Here is a 13,567-nt window from a genome sequence, read left to right on the forward strand (position 1 = left end):
CGTTCATGTCAGCCCATTATTCATATGCGTGATGAAATCGGCGAGCGAGACGTTGCCGCCGGTTGCGACCACAAGAACGGTCTTGCCCTTCACATCCACCTTGCCGCCGAGCAGTGCGGCCAGCGATGCCGCGCCTGACGGCTCCAGCACCAGCTTCATCCGCTCGAAGGCGATCCGCATTGCCTGCCGCACCGATTGATCGTCCACCGTGATGCCCCGCACGCCCGCGGTCTTGACCGCCGCGAAGGGCGCGTCGCCTGGACGTCGCGACATAAGCCCGTCGCAGATCGATTTCGGGCCGATCGGCATCGTCTCGATGCTGCCATGCGCCAGGGAGGCACCCATGCCGTTGAAACCTTCCGGCTCGACGCCGATGATCTCGGTAGCCGGCGACAAATAGTGGAAGGCAAGCGAAACGCCGCCGATCAGCCCGCCACCGCCGACCGAGCAGAACAACAGATCGGCGCTGGCATCCTTGGCGGCAAGCTGGTCGAGCGCCTCGAGGCCAGCGCCCGCCTGGCCGGCGACGATCTCGGGATCGTCGAACGGATGCAGGAGAGCCACGCCTTCGGTCTCGGCAATTTCGCGCGCCTTGGCGGCGGCGACCTCCTCACGGGCGCGCTCGCCATGGTCGGTGAGCACGACTCGCGCGCCGTAACCCGCCGTGGCGTCACGCTTGGCGGCCGGCGCGTCGATCGGCATGACGATGGTGACGGGAATGCCGAGCGCCTGGCCAGCGGCGGCCAGCCCCTGCGCGAAATTGCCGGAAGAATAGGCGACGACGCCCCTCTTCGCCTCGTCGGCCGACAGCCGCTTCAGCCGCCAATAGGCGCCGCGTATCTTGAAGGATCCGGCCCATTGCAGCGATTCCGGTTTGACGAAGACACGGGCCGCACCTGTCTCGCGCGCCAGTGCCACCGATTCCAGCAGCGGCGTGATCTGCGTCGCCCGGGACGTGACGGCATAGGCCTGTTTGAGATGGTCGAGGGTAGGAACGAGAAGGTCTGCCATCATTCGCCTCGCGGAAACCGTTTCTGCTCTTCGAGCACGTTGAGATCCATGTGGTTTCGCATGTAACGTTCCGATGCCTTTTGCAGCGGCTGGAATTCCCAGGGGTAGTGCGTGCCGTTGCGCAGCGCCGGATAGACCATCCAGCGCCGCGCCTGGCTGGCGCGCACGGCGGCATCGAACGCCACCATGTCCCAGCGCGCGCGGACTTTTTCCATGAACGCTGCCGACAGATCGGCATGCGCCGGATCGGCGGCGAGATTGGTCAATTCATGTGGATCGGATTCGATATCATAGAGTTGGGGCGGATCGATCTCGCAATGGACGAACTTGTAACGGCCATCGCGGATCGCCACCAACGGCGCGTTGGAGCCTTCGGCGGCGTATTCCATCAGCACTGGTGCGGTGCGCTGCTTGCCATCCAGCAGCGGCAGCAGCGACTGGCCATCGGTCCATGGCGCGATCGCGCTCATGTCGATGCCGGCGAGGTCGCAGAGCGTCGGCGTCACATCGAGATTGGAGACCGGCGTGTCGATCCGGCCGGCCGGCACGCCCTTGCCAGCGATCATCAGCGGCACCCGCGCCGAGCCCTCGAAGAAGCACATCTTGAACCAAAGCCCGCGCTCCCCAAGCATATCGCCGTGGTCCGAGCAGAACAGGATGATTGTGTCGTCGAGCATGCGCGTGCGCTCCAGCACCGACAGCAACTCGCCGACCTTGTCGTCGAGATAGGAGATGTTGGCGAAATAGCCGCGACGGGAGCGGCGGATCTGCTCGGCAGTGATGTCGAAACTGTCGTAGTCGCAGGCCTTGTACAGCCGCTTCGAATGCGGGTCCTGGCTGTCATAGGGAATGAAGGCCACTTCGGGCTCGAGCGCCGCGCAATCCTCATAAAGATCCCAATATTGCCGCCGCGCTACATAGGGATCGTGCGGATGCGTGAAGGAAACCGTCAGGCACCAGGGCCGGTGCGCGGCGCCGTCGGAGACGCGGGCGAAATCATAGAGCTTCTGCACAGCGTGGAAAGCGACCTCGTCGTCATACTCCATCTGGTTCGAGATCTCGGCGACGCCGGCACCGGTCACCGAGCCCAGATTGTGGTACCACCAGTCGATGCGCTCGCCGGGCTTGCGATAATCCGGCGTCCAGCCAAAATCAGCCGGGTAGATATCGGTCGTCAGCCGCTCCTCGAAGCCGTGCAACTGGTCGGGGCCGACAAAATGCATTTTGCCCGACAGCACCGTGTGATAGCCGTCGGAGCGCAGGTGATGCGCGAAGGTCGGGATGGACGAGGCGAACTCGGCAGCATTGTCATAGACCTCGGTGCGCGACGGCAACTGGCCGCTCATGAACGAGGCCCGGCCCGGCGCACAGAGCGGCGAGGCCGTGTAGTTATTCGCAAAGCGCGCCGCGCGTGCGGCCAGCGCTCTCAGATGCGGTGCATGCAGGAAGTCCGCCGGGCCATCGGGAAACAAGGTCCCGTTGAGTTGATCGACCATGACGATCAGGAAATTGGGTCGCTTCGCTGTCACTGTTTTCGTCGCTCGCCGAGTTTGGTTTCAAGATAGTCCTCGACCAGCGCGATCGCGGTCGCGGCGTCGGGCACGCCGTCCTTCAGCGCACGCCTGATGTACAGCCCGTCGATCATCGCCGCTGTCGCTTCGGCGGCACGGTCGGCCTCGGCCCTGGGCAGGATGCCGGTTAGCCCGCTCATGAGATTCGAATGCAGCCGTCGCGCATAGACCCTGAGCAACCGCCGCAGCGAGGACGATTTCTGTGCCTCGACGTAGAAGGCGAGCCATGCGGCGATGGTTTCCGGCTGGAACTGGATGTCGGAAAAGTTGACGGCGACCACGGCCGAGACGCGTTCGCGCGGGGATGCTGCGGATTGCAGCGCGCCACGCATATCGATGGTCAGTTCGGCCAGGATGTGCCGCATCGTCGCGAACAGCAGCTCGTCCTTGGCACCGAAATAGTGATGGGCAAGGGCCGAGGAAACGCCCGCGCGTCCGGCAATCTCGGACATGGTCACATCAAGCGAGCCGCGCTCGCCGATCGCCGAGATCGTCGCATCGATGAGCGCCTTGCGGCGCAGTGGCTCCATTCCGACTTTCGGCATCTCGCTAGGTTCCTCTGAAGCAGGATTATTTTTTATTGACGGATCAATCAACAAAAAAATCGTCGCAGGCTCAACCTGCACCAAGCGATTGTCTGGTTCCGGCCCTTCACGGCGGAGGCCGGAATGTTTATATTTGAACAATAAAGGCGAAGTGCGCCATAGGCCCACATGCTAGGCTGGCGCCAAGGATGGAGACCGCCATGACCGCATGCATCGTCGGCTGGGCGCACTCGCGTTTCGGCAAGCTTGAGGGCGAAACGCTCGAAAACCTCATCGTCAAGGTCGCGACGGACGCGCTCGACCATGCCGGAATCGGCCCGGACGATGTCGACGAGATCGTGCTTGGCCATTTCAACGCCGGCTTTTCAGCGCAGGACTTCACCGCAAGCCTGGTGCTGCAGGCCGATGACCGGCTGCGCTTCAAGCCGGCGACGCGCGTCGAGAATGCCTGCGCGACGGGATCGGCGGCGGTCCGGCAAGGTATTCGTGCCATCGATGCCAACGCGGCCCGCATCGTGCTGGTGGTTGGCGCCGAGCAGATGACGACGACGCCCGGGCCCGAAATCGGCAAGAACCTGCTGAAAGCTTCCTATCTGCCCGAGGACGGCGAAACGCCGGCCGGGTTCGCCGGCGTCTTCGGCAAGATCGCGCAGGCCTATTTCCAGCGCTATGGCGACCAGTCGGACGCGCTCGCCATGATTGCCGCCAAGAACCACAAGAACGGTGTCGACAACCCCTATGCCCAGATGCGCAAGGATTTCGGCTATGATTTCTGCCGGCAGGAAAGCGAGAAAAACCCCTTTGTCGCAGGCCCGCTGAAGCGCACCGACTGCTCGCTGGTCTCCGACGGCGCCGCCGCCCTTGTCCTGGCCGACACGGCAACGGCTTTGAAGATGCGCCGTGCGGTTGCCTTCCGCGCCAACGAACATGTGCAGGATTTCCTGCCGATGTCGAAGCGCGACATCCTGGCCTTCGAAGGTTGTGAGCAGGCCTGGACCCGCGCGCTGAAGAACGCCGGCGTGACGCTTGACGATCTGTCCTTCGTCGAGACGCATGACTGTTTCACGATCGCCGAACTGATCGAGTATGAGGCGATGGGCCTGGCGAAGCCCGGTGAGGGCGCCAAACTGGCGCTTGACGGTACGACGGCAAAGGACGGCCGCTTGCCGGTCAATCCCTCCGGCGGGCTGAAGGCCAAGGGTCATCCGATCGGCGCCACCGGTGTGTCCATGCATGTCTTGACCGCCATGCAGCTTGTCGGTGAAGCCGGCGGCATCCAGGTGCCGGGCGCAAAGCTTGGCGGCATCTTCAACATGGGTGGCGCGGCGGTCGCCAACTACGTTTCCATTCTCGACCGGATCAGGTAAACCGCCCCTGCATTCGCGGGAGGTTACATTGGCAAATCCGGTTCTGATCGAGGTTCTGCGCGGCTCGATCGTCGAGAGCGCCCATCGTGGTGCCGTCGCGGTCTTCGATGCCGACGGCAAGTCGGTCTGGGAAATCGGCGACACCTCGAAGCCGGTGTTTCCACGCTCGGCGGTCAAAGCCATCCAAGCCTTGCCGCTGGTCGAAACCGGTGCTGCCGATGCTTATGGTTTCGGCAACCGCGAACTGGCGCTGGCCTGTGCCTCGCATTCGGGCGAGCCAGCGCATGTCGAACTGGCGCGGGCCATGCTGGCCAAGGCCGGGTTGGACAAATCAGCGCTCGAATGCGGCGCGCATTGGCCGTCGAACCATGACGCGGAGATCGCTCTTGCCCGTACCGGCGATATACCGAACGCGCTGCACAACAACTGTTCGGGCAAGCATTCCGGCTTCCTCTGCACCTGCGTCCACTCAGGCATCGCCCACCGCGGCTACGTCAAGGCGGGGCACGCCTTGCAGGAGATGGTGCGCGACGCGATGCAATCGGTCACCGGCGCAGTCCACGATCCGGATGAGCGGGCGACCGATGGCTGCTCGATCCCGACCTATGCCGTACCGCTCAGGAGTTTCGCGCTCGGCTTTGCCCGCATGGCCACCACAAATGGTTTTGGTCCCGAGCGGGCCAAGGCGGCAAAGCGGCTGCTGGGCGCCTGCATGGCGGAGCCCTTCTTCGTTGCAGGCACCGGCCGCGCGGATCTGGCGCTCATGGAAGCCGCACCGGGCCGGATCTTTGCGAAAGGCGGCGCCGAAGGGGTCCACTGCAGCGCGATACCCGAACTTGGCCTCGGCATAGCAATCAAATGCGATGATGGCGCCGGCCGCGCCGGCGAAGCCATGGCTGCCGCCGTCCTTGCCCGATTGTTGCGTACGGACGAGGCCTTGGCGGCAAAGCTAGACGGAATGGCAAACGCGCCTATCGAAAGTCGGGTCGGGGCCAAGGTCGGGGCACTGCGGCCGACACAAGCCTTGAATTGAAAGCAGCGATCAACTGACCCGGTTGCGCTCGACGGTCAGATGCGCGAAGCCGCTGTTGCTCAACTGGGTGAGGTCGGCCGTCACCGGTTCCGCCCAGCGCTGCCCGACGACGGCGCCGTTCAACGTGCCGTCAATGACGTTGTCGGAGATGACGGCCGTGCCCGCACCTTCGACCACGCTTACGGCAATGCCGGTGCCTGCCTTGCGGATGATGTTGCCGGTGGCCACGACATTGCGCAGGTATGGGCCCCAGCCGATCGACATGCCGTAGAGCGGTGCGTTCTCGATGACGTTGTTGGAAGCGACAGTGTCGGCCTCGACGGCTATACCGACGCCGAAGCCGGGCGGATCGGCCGGGTAGGGGCCGGTGGTCGACAGATTGCGCACGATGTTGCCCGAGCAGACGCCCATGCGGCCGCCTTCGTTGAAGTTGACGATCGAGATGCCGTTGGCCGCGCCGTCGACGATATTGTTGCTGATGACGGCGCCCTCGAATGAGAATTCGGAATAGACCGCTGTCTCGCCCGAGCGCGAGCAGGTGTTGTCCGATATCTGCAGGTTGCTCGAGCTGTTGGCCCTGATAGCCGAAAAGGCGCAATCCGAAACCACATTGCCCGAGATGACGACATTGCCGGCGCGAAAGGCGTTGATGCCGTTTCCGTTCTGGCCGGTCCCGCCGCTGCGAGCGCCAATGCGTTCGACGCGGTTGCCGGTGACCATGGTGCCGTCTTCCGCCGCCTGCCAGCGGTGCACGAGGATGCCGCCATTGCCGCAGTCCGATACGGTGTTGCCGGTAATCGCTAGGCCGCTGGCCTCGACCGAATAGATGCCGGCATCGGCGGCGCCCGATACGTCCGACCGTTCGATGCGGCCCGCTGCGTGTTCCAGCGCCAGTCCATTCTTGCCGCTCCCGGTTATCTGGCAATTGTCGACGACGAGATGGCCGACCCGGCGCAGATCGAGCAGCCCTTGCGCGTAGTCGCCCATCGACCGGTTCGCGCCGTCGAAAACCAGCCCGCTCAGTTCGATATGGTCGGCCTGCTCGGCCATGAAGAGGTGGCCGTCGCCGCCATAGACGATCCGCGTGGCACCCGGCACGCCGGAAAGGCGCACGCGGCCGGGCAGCGAGAGGTTGGAAACAACATAGGTGCCGGGCGGCAGGAACACCGGCATGTCGCGGCCGTTCGCGTCGCGAAGCAGCTTGGCAAAGGCCTTGCTCTGATCATCGAAGGTGCCGGCTTGTACGCCCAGTTCGGTGGCATTGATGGAACCGGTAAGGCTCGCGGCTGCGGCCTTGCCGAGCGAGAGGCCGATGACGGCAAAGCCGGCGGTCTGCGTCAGCAGCGTTCGTCTGTTCAACATCGGCACAGAATCCCAGTGTTCAGTCCTGACACCGCAGGAATCGTGCCAGACGCCCAGGTGCCTGTTCTCAGCAGCAATGGCTTGTCGCGCAGGCATTCGGCGCCTAAGTTCAGCAAATGAGCAGAGCTTTTACCCGCGAAGAAGACAGCGAGAATGCCATTGCTGGTGTCGGTGAGCGACCGATCAGCCCGCACCGCAATCTGGTGACCGAGCGTGGCCTTGCGCAGATCGAGGACAATCTGGCCGACTTGCGCGATGTGCTGGCGAAGGCCGAGAGGCGGGGCGACCGCGAGCGCATCGCGGTGGTGTCACGCGACCTGCGCTATTGGACCGCGCGGCGGGAGAGCGCCGAGCTTTCCACACCGGAGCCCGGCAGCGACGTCGTTCGCTTCGGCATGGGTGTCACGCTGGAAGGCGATGACGGCAAGAAGGTGCACTGGAAGATCGTCGGCGAAGACGAAGCGGATCCGTCGAAGGGCAGCATTTCGCATGTTTCGCCGATGGCGATCGCCCTGTTCGGCAAGAAGGTTGGCGACGTGGCTGCTGTAAACGGCAAGGAATGGGAAATCGTCAAGCTCTCGGACAGCTAGCCTTCGAGCTTGACGACATGGTCGCGGAAGAACGCCGCGGCGCCGGCCTCGTCGATCTCACCCGCGGCAACCATCAACACCATCTGGATGATGTCCTCCTGGTCCGCTTCGACGCTTAATCCGTTGAAATAGAGAAACAAGTCAGCTGTGGCAAAAGCCGTGCGCTTATTGCCATCAACGAACGGATGGTTCTTCGCAACGCCGAAAAGATAGGCTGCCGCAAGTTCACAAAGATCGGGCTCGCCATAGGCCTCTTTCTGCTGAGGTCTGGCGAGGGCTGATTCCAGCATACCTTCGTCGCGAATGCCCGATGCACCGCCATGAAGGCGCAACTGCTCGGCATGCATTGCCTCCACGAACTCTCGCGAATGATGTTCAGTCATTTGGCGAGAGCGCGATAGGCAACTTCGTACTTCTTCATTCGTTCGCGCGCGATCTTCATCTTACGCTCGAACTCCTCGGCAGAGTCTTTCAAGCGACGTAAACGAAGCTCCTGCCCTTCTTGGACGATGACCACGTTGTCGCCTGTCTTCAAATTCAACCGATCGAGTAGTTCTTTCGGCAGGATCAGGCCATCGGAATTGCCAATTTTGCGAATAGTGGTGTTCATGACGAAATATCCCGTTGCAACCGGGATTATAACGAGGCCTATTGGGTGTTGCAACAAAAATTATAACTACTCTAGCCTTCGGCCAACAACCTGTCCATCAACCGATCCGCCGCCTCCGGAATAACGGTTCCCGGCGGAAAGATTTCCGCGGCACCAGCTTGCAGCACCGCGTCATAATCCTGTGGCGGGATAACGCCGCCGGCCACGATCAGCATGTCGCCGCGGCCTAGCTTCTTTAGCGCGTCGCGCAATTCGGGGATCAGCGTCAGGTGCCCTGCCGCCAGCGACGAGGCGCCGATGATATGGACGTCATGCTCGACCGCCAGCTTGGCGATCTCCTCCGGCGTCTGGAACATCGCGCCGACGGTGACGTCAAAGCCGAGGTCGGCGAAGGCGGTGGCGATCACCTTCTGGCCGCGATCGTGGCCGTCCTGTCCCAGCTTGGCAACGAGAATGCGCGGCTTGCCGCCGGTCCTTTTCTCGAAAGCGCCAAGCTTGTCCTGCAGCCCATCGACCACGGGACTGTCGCCAAGCGCCTTGCGATAGACGCCGGATATGGTCTGCACGGTGGCGACGTGCCGGCCAAAGGCTCTTTCCAGGGCATACGAGATTTCGCCGACCGTGGCATTGGCGCGCGCGGCGCGGATGGCGAATTCCAAGAGGTTCTCATTGCCTTGCGCGGCACGGGTCAGTGCGTCGAGCGCGCTTTCCACGGCGGCGACATCGCGTGTGCCCTTCAGATGCTGCAACTTAGACAATTGCCGGGCTCTCACCTCGGCGTTGTCGATCTTCAGCACATCGACCTCGATGTCGGTCTCCGGGCGATGCGCGTTGACCCCGACCAGCATCTGCTCGCCGGAATCGATGCGCGCCTGCGTGCGTGCGGCCGCTTCCTCGATGCGCAGCTTCGGAATGCCCTGTTCGGTCGCGGCGGCCATGCCGCCAAGGCTCTCGACCTCCTCGATATGGGTCATCGCGCGCGCCGCCAGGTCATGGGTGAGCCGTTCGAGGTAGGCCGATCCGCCCCACGGATCGATGATGCGCGTGGTGCCGGATTCCTTCTGCAGGATGAGCTGCGTGTTGCGGGCGATGCGGGCCGAATGGTCGGTCGGCAGCGCCATCGCCTCGTCGAAGGAGTTGGTGTGCAGCGACTGCGTGTGGCCCTGCGTTGCCGCCATCGCCTCGATCATGGTCCGGATGATGTTGTTGTAGGGATCCTGCGCCGTCAGCGACCAGCCGGACGTCTGGCAATGGGTGCGCAGCGACAGCGAGCGCTCGTCCTTCGGCGCGAAATTCTTCTCCATCAAGGTCGCCCACAGCAGGCGCGCGGCTCTGAGCTTGGCCACTTCCATGAAGAAATTCATGCCGATCGCCCAGAAGAAGGACAGGCGTGGCGCGAAGCGGTCGATATCGAGGCCCGCCGCCACGCCGGCGCGAGCATATTCGATACCATCGGCGATCGTATAGGCAAGCTCCAGGTCGGCGGTCGCGCCGGCCTCTTGCATGTGGTAGCCGGAGATCGATATCGAATTGAACTTCGGCATGTTCTTTGACGTGTAGGAGAAGATGTCCGAAACGATCCGCATCGACGGTTTCGGCGGATAGATGTAGGTGTTGCGGACCATGAACTCCTTCAGAATGTCGTTCTGAATGGTCCCGGCCAGATCCTTCTGCGCAACGCCCTGTTCTTCCGCCGCGACGATATAAAGCGCCATGATCGGCAGTACCGCCCCGTTCATCGTCATCGACACGGTCATGTCGCCGAGCGGAATGCCGTCGAACAATTGCCGCATGTCGAGGATGGAATCGATGGCGACGCCCGCCATGCCGACGTCGCTTGCGACGCGCGTATGGTCGCTGTCATAGCCCCGATGCGTGGCGAGATCGAAGGCAACCGACAGGCCCTTCTGGCCGGCGGCAAGATTGCGCCGGTAAAAGGCGTTGGACTCCTCCGCCGTCGAAAAGCCGGCATATTGCCGGATCGTCCAGGGCTGCTGGACATACATGGTCGGGTAGGGCCCGCGCACGAAGGGCGGCAGGCCCGGATAGGTATCGAGATGCGGCAGGCCCTTGAGGTCGCCCTGGCTGTACAGATGTTTGACGACAAGACCTTCGGGCGTCATCCGCTGGCCCTTGACCTCTTCCGATGCGCGGCGCGGCGGCGCCCAGCCGATCTGACTGAAATCCGGAATCAAGATGCGGCCCCGATGGATTGGTCGATGCGGACCGGAAACAGCGGTTCGCAAAGCACGACGCCTTCAGTGAAGGCAGGGCGCCGTTCGGCGTCGAGCGTCTCGACTGGACGCTCGCTTTTCAGCGGATAGAGCGTGGTGCCGATGATCGCCCGCTCGCCCACCTTGAAGGCGGCTGCGCGCCGAGCGGCCGCCGTGCGGACGCGTTGCTGGATATGTCCTTGCTGAAGGCTGGACAGCACCCCCCCCTCGGCCTCGATCGCCTGCAATTCCACCCATGCCGCAGCGCAAAGATCTGATGTCAGCGCTTCCACCGCGCCGGAACCATAGGCGGGATCGGCGACATGATCGACATGGCTTTCATTGGCCATGATTAGTTGCGCGTTGCGCGCGACACGGCGGGCAAAAGGCGCCGGCAGACCGTGCGCGATGGTATGCGGCAGGATGGAGATCGAATCGGCTCCCCCCGCCGCCGCCGCGAAGCAGCCGATCGTCGTGCGCAGGATGTTGGTCTCCGGGTCCAACGCCGTCATCATGCGGAATGATGTCTCGGCATGGATATTGGCCGTGGAATTGGGAATCGAGCAGGCTTCCTGCACCCGTGCCCAAAGCCTGCGCAAGGCCCGCACCTTGGCCATCGACAGGAACTGGTCCTGGTCGACACTCAGCGCGAAGCCGATATGAGGTGCCGCATAGATGAGCGGCTGCCGGGCTTTTTCGAACATCCTCAGATATGAGACCGCCGAAGCCAGCATGATGCCGAGTTCCTGCGCTTCCGTGGCACCGGCATTGTGGAAGACGCGCCCGTCCGCTTCCAGAAGCACACCGGGAACGTCCATCGAGAAGAAATGCGCCAGCGATTGCGGCATCGATTCCTGCAATGCCTCGATCGACATGCGCAATCTGCCGGTCCCGGCAAGGATCGCGGCCGGATCGATGCCGAAGGAGAGGTTGAGCGTCGCCGGATCGGAGCGGCGCTTGCTCAGGAACGCCACCAGCCAGTCGGCCATGGGGCGGCTCCAGGGATGGGTGTCGATGCGGATCTGGACCTGGTTGAGAGGCACGCCCTCCAGCACCGTTTCAAGCGCCTGCGCAGTCCTGGGCAGGCCGTAGCCGAACGCGTTCGGGGCGCCTTCGAAGACTAGCGACAGTCCGGTCGCGCCCTGCGCGATATCATCCAGGACCTGGGCCTTGGCACGATCGACATCTGGGTCGTCGACGCGCTGGCTGACGATCCAGGGCGATCGGGGATTCGCGCGTATGATCGGTTCAGCTCCGGTCGCACGCTCGTGGAGCGGCTCGACGCGGATGTTGTCGTCGGTGTGCGAAACCAGCTTTTCCTCGAAGGACGCCCCGGCCAACGCCTTTTGCGCCAAGGTCAGCCATCGCTGGCGTTCGGCATCCGCCGGTTCAACATCCCTGGTCAAGGCTCCAGCGCCCATCCATCTTCCTCTTTTATGTGGCCGCACCAGCCCGGAGCAATTCAGTCTACGGTCACCGGTCGGTTATCGCAATGCGCGACCAAGGTCTGAATTCGATCCATCGGATATAGGTCGGCTTGTGTGGACGACCCATGAACGATTGCCAAACACCAGCAAAATCCGCAAGCACGAAAAAACCGATCGCGACGATTGGCATTGTCGCTCCGCGACGGCCTCACTATACCTTCGGGCAAAGGCTGGCCTTTAGACACATCAGTTTGCGGAGACCCGGTATATGGCTGACGACACCAGTATTTTCATCGGCGCCAGCCGCAAGCCCGACGACAGCTATCAGCGTGCCGAAAATCTGCTGCTGCAATACGGGAATCGTCACGGCCTGGTGACCGGTGCCACCGGCACTGGCAAGACCGTCACCTTGCAGATCCTGGCCGAAGGATTTTCGAATGCCGGCGTGCCGGTGTTTTGCGCCGACATCAAGGGCGACCTGTCCGGCATCGCCATGATGGGCACGGCACAGGATTTCCTGGTCAAGCGCGCCGCGCAGGTCAAGCTCGATCCATACGATTTCCAGGAGTTCCCCGTCATCTTCTGGGACCTGTTCGGTGAGCAGGGTCACCCCATCCGCGCGACCATTTCGGAAATGGGGCCGCTGCTCCTGTCACGGCTGATGAACCTGAGCGATGCGCAGGAAGGCATCATGAACATTGCCTTCCGCATTGCCGATGAAGACGGCCTGCTGCTCCTCGACCTCAAGGACCTGCAGGCGCTGCTGGCCAACATCGCCGAGCGCGCCGACGAGATCAGCGCCCGCTACGGCAATGTCACCAAGCCATCGGTTGGGGCCATTCAGCGCACGCTCCTGGTGCTGGAACAGCAGGGCGCGGCGAACTTCTTCGGCGAGCCGGCGTTGCGGATTTCCAACATCATGCGCACCACGCGTGACGGCCGCGGCGCCATAAGCGTGCTGGCCGCCGACAAGCTGATGATGAACCCGCGCCTCTACGCGACCTTCCTGCTGTGGCTGATGTCGGAGCTGTTCGAGGAACTGCCGGAAGTCGGCGACCCCGACAAGCCGAAGCTGGTCTTCTTCTTCGACGAGGCGCATCTGCTGTTCGACGAGGCGCCAAAGGTGCTGATCGACCGCGTGGAACAGGTGGTGCGTTTGATCCGTTCGAAGGGCGTCGGCGTCTATTTCGTCACGCAGAACCCCCTGGATATCCCCGACAAGGTGCTGGCCCAGCTCGGCAACCGTGTCCAGCACGCACTGCGCGCCTATACACCGCGTGAACAGCAGGCGGTGAGGACGGCGGCCGAAACGTTCCGTCCCAATCCCGATTTCGACTGCGCCACCGCCATCACCCAGCTCGCCACCGGCGAAGCGCTGGTCTCGACGCTGGAGGCCAAGGGCGTTCCATCCATGGTGCAGCGCACGCTGATCCGTCCGCCGTCCTCGCGCCTTGGCCCGATCACGCCGGACGAGCGCCGCCAGCTGATCGCGGAGAGCCCGGTCGCCGGCCAGTACGACCAGGTCGTCGACCGCGAGTCGGCCTTCGAAATCCTGCAGAAGAAAGCCAGGGAGGCGCAGGATGCCGAACAGCAGGCGGGCAGCGGTGGCTCGCGCTGGACCATTCCAGGGTTTGGCGATGATGATGCCGCGCCGCGGTCCGGCGGCAGGCGCGCGCCGGCGCCGCGCCCCTCCAATCGTCAGACGGTGGCGGAGGCCGCGATCAAGTCGGTGGTGCGCTCGGTCGGCTCGTCGGTTGGACGCGCCATCGTACGCGGGATTCTGGGCAGTCTTTCAAGAGGCCGCTGAGCCCCGCACCAATCAGCAAAGCTGGCTTATA

At 63.2% G+C, this 13,567-nt stretch carries 12 protein-coding genes; 4 read left to right on the forward strand and 8 right to left on the reverse strand.

From position 1 onward, the window contains the following. Positions 1-3: 3 nt before the first annotated feature. The 3 genes from FJ938_RS10790 to betI are packed head-to-tail and all read right to left on the reverse strand — an operon-like array spanning position 4 to position 3,127. Positions 4-1,014 carry a threonine/serine dehydratase gene (locus FJ938_RS10790; protein ID WP_181169057.1) on the reverse strand — a complete coding sequence of 337 codons (1,011 nt, stop codon included), beginning with the start codon at positions 1,012-1,014 and terminating at the stop codon, positions 4-6. Then, entirely contained in the window at positions 1,011-2,540 is a 1,530-nt protein-coding gene (gene betC / locus FJ938_RS10795; RefSeq protein ID WP_140693517.1) for a choline-sulfatase, read from the reverse strand. Before betC ends, FJ938_RS10790 begins: the two co-directional genes overlap by 4 nt. Then, the gene (gene betI, locus FJ938_RS10800) at positions 2,537-3,127 is read right to left on the reverse strand and encodes a transcriptional regulator BetI (protein ID WP_140693520.1); all 591 of its coding nucleotides are present in this window, start codon (positions 3,125-3,127) and stop codon (positions 2,537-2,539) included. Before betI ends, betC begins: the two co-directional genes overlap by 4 nt. A 200-nt stretch (positions 3,128-3,327) precedes the next feature. On the opposite strand from betI, the gene FJ938_RS10805 reads away from it, so the two are divergent. Then, positions 3,328-4,494 carry an acetyl-CoA acetyltransferase gene (locus FJ938_RS10805; protein WP_140613456.1) on the forward strand — a complete coding sequence of 389 codons (1,167 nt, stop codon included), beginning with the start codon at positions 3,328-3,330 and terminating at the stop codon, positions 4,492-4,494. 28 nt (positions 4,495-4,522) lie between these two features. After that, positions 4,523-5,527, forward strand: coding sequence for an asparaginase (locus tag FJ938_RS10810; protein ID WP_140693523.1), 1,005 nt, complete (start codon positions 4,523-4,525; stop codon positions 5,525-5,527). A 9-nt stretch (positions 5,528-5,536) separates the two neighbouring features. On the opposite strand, the gene FJ938_RS10815 is transcribed toward FJ938_RS10810, so the two are convergent. Further along, complete coding sequence (locus FJ938_RS10815; RefSeq protein WP_140693525.1) at positions 5,537-6,889, reverse strand: TIGR03808 family TAT-translocated repetitive protein; 1,353 nt, start codon at positions 6,887-6,889, stop codon at positions 5,537-5,539. Between the two features lie 116 nt (positions 6,890-7,005). Between FJ938_RS10815 and greA the strand changes: the two genes are divergently transcribed. Further along, entirely contained in the window at positions 7,006-7,479 is a 474-nt protein-coding gene (greA, locus tag FJ938_RS10820) for a transcription elongation factor GreA (protein ID WP_140693528.1), read from the forward strand. Here the strand turns inward: greA and FJ938_RS10825 are convergent. The 4 genes from FJ938_RS10825 to FJ938_RS10840 all read right to left on the reverse strand — a co-directional run bounded on the left by FJ938_RS10825 (position 7,476) and on the right by FJ938_RS10840 (position 11,723). Next, the gene (locus tag FJ938_RS10825; RefSeq protein WP_140693530.1) at positions 7,476-7,862 is read right to left on the reverse strand and encodes a type II toxin-antitoxin system death-on-curing family toxin; all 387 of its coding nucleotides are present in this window, start codon (positions 7,860-7,862) and stop codon (positions 7,476-7,478) included. The genes greA and FJ938_RS10825 overlap by 4 nt on opposite strands. Next, a complete protein-coding gene (locus FJ938_RS10830; RefSeq protein WP_140693533.1) occupies positions 7,859-8,089 on the reverse strand; it encodes an AbrB/MazE/SpoVT family DNA-binding domain-containing protein in 231 nt (76 codons plus the stop codon). The genes FJ938_RS10825 and FJ938_RS10830 overlap by 4 nt, the downstream gene beginning before the upstream one ends. Before the next feature lie 71 nt (positions 8,090-8,160). Then, positions 8,161-10,284 carry a methylmalonyl-CoA mutase gene (gene scpA, locus FJ938_RS10835; RefSeq protein ID WP_140693536.1) on the reverse strand — a complete coding sequence of 708 codons (2,124 nt, stop codon included), beginning with the start codon at positions 10,282-10,284 and terminating at the stop codon, positions 8,161-8,163. Further along, entirely contained in the window at positions 10,281-11,723 is a 1,443-nt protein-coding gene (locus FJ938_RS10840; RefSeq protein WP_140693538.1) for a methylmalonyl-CoA mutase subunit beta, read from the reverse strand. The genes scpA and FJ938_RS10840 overlap by 4 nt, the downstream gene beginning before the upstream one ends. A 274-nt stretch (positions 11,724-11,997) precedes the next feature. On the opposite strand from FJ938_RS10840, the gene FJ938_RS10845 reads away from it, so the two are divergent. Continuing rightward, positions 11,998-13,536, forward strand: coding sequence for a helicase HerA-like C-terminal domain-containing protein (locus FJ938_RS10845; RefSeq protein WP_140693540.1), 1,539 nt, complete (start codon positions 11,998-12,000; stop codon positions 13,534-13,536). Positions 13,537-13,567 lie beyond the last annotated feature (31 nt).

This window comes from Mesorhizobium sp. B2-4-14, from assembly GCF_006442155.1.
GTDB lineage: Bacteria > Pseudomonadota > Alphaproteobacteria > Rhizobiales > Rhizobiaceae > Mesorhizobium.

What these genes read in the sequence shown, in the direction of transcription:
- FJ938_RS10830 (WP_140693533.1), bottom strand. Translation starts at nt 8,089, where the DNA reads ATGAACACCACTATTCGCAAAATTGGCAATTCCGATGGCCTGATCCTG.
- greA (WP_140693528.1), top strand. Translation starts at nt 7,006, where the DNA reads ATGAGCAGAGCTTTTACCCGCGAAGAAGACAGCGAGAATGCCATTGCT.
- FJ938_RS10825 (WP_140693530.1), bottom strand. Translation starts at nt 7,862, where the DNA reads ATGACTGAACATCATTCGCGAGAGTTCGTGGAGGCAATGCATGCCGAG.
- betI (WP_140693520.1), bottom strand. Translation starts at nt 3,127, where the DNA reads ATGCCGAAAGTCGGAATGGAGCCACTGCGCCGCAAGGCGCTCATCGAT.
- FJ938_RS10815 (WP_140693525.1), bottom strand. Translation starts at nt 6,889, where the DNA reads ATGTTGAACAGACGAACGCTGCTGACGCAGACCGCCGGCTTTGCCGTC.
- FJ938_RS10790 (WP_181169057.1), bottom strand. Translation starts at nt 1,014, where the DNA reads ATGATGGCAGACCTTCTCGTTCCTACCCTCGACCATCTCAAACAGGCC.
- FJ938_RS10840 (WP_140693538.1), bottom strand. Translation starts at nt 11,723, where the DNA reads ATGGGCGCTGGAGCCTTGACCAGGGATGTTGAACCGGCGGATGCCGAA.
- FJ938_RS10845 (WP_140693540.1), top strand. Translation starts at nt 11,998, where the DNA reads ATGGCTGACGACACCAGTATTTTCATCGGCGCCAGCCGCAAGCCCGAC.
- FJ938_RS10805 (WP_140613456.1), top strand. Translation starts at nt 3,328, where the DNA reads ATGACCGCATGCATCGTCGGCTGGGCGCACTCGCGTTTCGGCAAGCTT.